Annotated in this window: 2 tRNA genes and 1 rRNA gene; all 3 read left to right on the top strand. The window is 49.8% G+C overall.

Annotation, left to right across the window (positions count from 1 at the left end):
* Positions 1 to 159 precede the first annotated feature (159 nt).
* The 3 genes from BKE30_RS15050 to BKE30_RS15040 all read left to right on the top strand — a co-directional run bounded on the left by BKE30_RS15050 (position 160) and on the right by BKE30_RS15040 (position 1,939).
* A 16S ribosomal RNA gene (locus tag BKE30_RS15050) occupies positions 160 to 1,699 on the top strand.
* Between the two features lie 67 nt (positions 1,700 to 1,766).
* Positions 1,767 to 1,843: transfer RNA gene (locus tag BKE30_RS15045), tRNA-Ile, on the top strand.
* 20 nt (positions 1,844 to 1,863) lie between these two features.
* Positions 1,864 to 1,939 (top strand) — tRNA-Ala (locus BKE30_RS15040).
* Positions 1,940 to 2,113 lie beyond the last annotated feature (174 nt).

Here is a 2,113-nt window from a genome sequence, read left to right as displayed (position 1 = left end):
TGTAAAGAACAACTTGTGTGGATTTTTACTGGTTTTGACGATGATAAGATTATCATTGATTTGAATTGGTAGAAATTTCTCGAAGTTTATTTGAGCGAATTTTTGTTAGTTTCGATTAATGAGCCAAGATTGGTGAGCTTAACTCACTATTGAAGTATTAAACTGAAGAGTTTGATCATGGCTCAGATTGAACGCTGGCGGCAGGCTTAACACATGCAAGTCGAGCGGAGTGATGGTGCTTGCACCATCACTTAGCGGCGAACGGGTGAGTAATGCCTAGGAATCTGCCCATTAGCGGGGGACAACGTGTGGAAACGCACGCTAATACCGCATACGCCCTACGGGGGAAAGCAGGGGACTCTTTTAGAGCCTTGCACTAATGGATGAGCCTAGGTCGGATTAGCTAGTTGGTGGGGTAAAGGCCTACCAAGGCGACGATCTGTAGCGGGTCTGAGAGGATGATCCGCCACACTGGAACTGAGACACGGTCCAGACTCCTACGGGAGGCAGCAGTGGGGAATATTGGACAATGGGCGCAAGCCTGATCCAGCCATGCCGCGTGTGTGAAGAAGGCCTTTTGGTTGTAAAGCACTTTAAGCGAGGAGGAGGCTACCTGTATTAATACTATAGGATAGTGGACGTTACTCGCAGAATAAGCACCGGCTAACTCTGTGCCAGCAGCCGCGGTAATACAGAGGGTGCGAGCGTTAATCGGAATTACTGGGCGTAAAGCGCGCGTAGGCGGTTTGTTAAGTCGGATGTGAAATCCCCGGGCTCAACCTGGGAATTGCATTCGATACTGGCAAGCTAGAGTATGGGAGAGGAAGGTAGAATTCCAGGTGTAGCGGTGAAATGCGTAGAGATCTGGAGGAATACCGATGGCGAAGGCAGCCTTCTGGCCTAATACTGACGCTGAGGTGCGAAAGCATGGGGAGCAAACAGGATTAGATACCCTGGTAGTCCATGCCGTAAACGATGTCAACTAGCCGTTGGGGGATTTGATCCTTTAGTGGCGCAGCTAACGCGATAAGTTGACCGCCTGGGGAGTACGGTCGCAAGACTAAAACTCAAATGAATTGACGGGGGCCCGCACAAGCGGTGGAGCATGTGGTTTAATTCGATGCAACGCGAAGAACCTTACCTGGTCTTGACATAGTGAGAATCCTGCAGAGATGCGGGAGTGCCTTCGGGAATTCACATACAGGTGCTGCATGGCTGTCGTCAGCTCGTGTCGTGAGATGTTGGGTTAAGTCCCGCAACGAGCGCAACCCTTTTCCTTATTTGCCAGCACTTCGGGTGGGAACTCTAAGGATACTGCCAGTGACAAACTGGAGGAAGGCGGGGACGACGTCAAGTCATCATGGCCCTTACGACCAGGGCTACACACGTGCTACAATGGTCGGTACAAAGGGTTGCTACACAGCGATGTGATGCTAATCTCAAAAAGCCGATCGTAGTCCGGATTGGAGTCTGCAACTCGACTCCATGAAGTCGGAATCGCTAGTAATCGCGGATCAGAATGCCGCGGTGAATACGTTCCCGGGCCTTGTACACACCGCCCGTCACACCATGGGAGTTTGTTGCACCAGAAGTAGGTAGTCTAACCCTCGGGAGGACGCTTACCACGGTGTGGCCGATGACTGGGGTGAAGTCGTAACAAGGTAGCCGTAGGGGAACCTGCGGCTGGATCACCTCCTTAACGATATTGTCGGACCAGTAAGAATCCACAACAAGTTGTTCTTTACACTCAAAAGCACTAGTCCTAAGGGCTTGTAGCTCAGTTGGTTAGAGCACACGCTTGATAAGCGTGGGGTCACAAGTTCAAGTCTTGTCAGGCCCACCACGACTTAGCTGCTAAACTTAGGGGTCTTAGCTCAGTTGGTAGAGCACCTGCTTTGCACGCAGGGGGTCAACGGTTCGACTCCGTTAGACTCCACCAAATTCGAAGAAAAGCAAAGTGCTACTTTGCCTGAGAATTTGACAAGCAGCTATGCTGCGCGGCAGGCTTGCATAGAAACAACGGCAGGCTTGAAAATAGATTATAGAAGTTAATTAACATGTTTAAATGTTTATTAACTTCTGTGATTTAAGTATGACAGTAAAATTAGTGTGA

The sequence above is a fragment of the Alkanindiges hydrocarboniclasticus genome, assembly GCF_001982605.1.
Classification (GTDB): Bacteria; Pseudomonadota; Gammaproteobacteria; order Pseudomonadales; family Moraxellaceae; genus Alkanindiges; species Alkanindiges hydrocarboniclasticus.
Note: the sequence above shows the minus strand (reverse complement) of the source record. Positions and strands in the feature narration are given on the sequence as shown.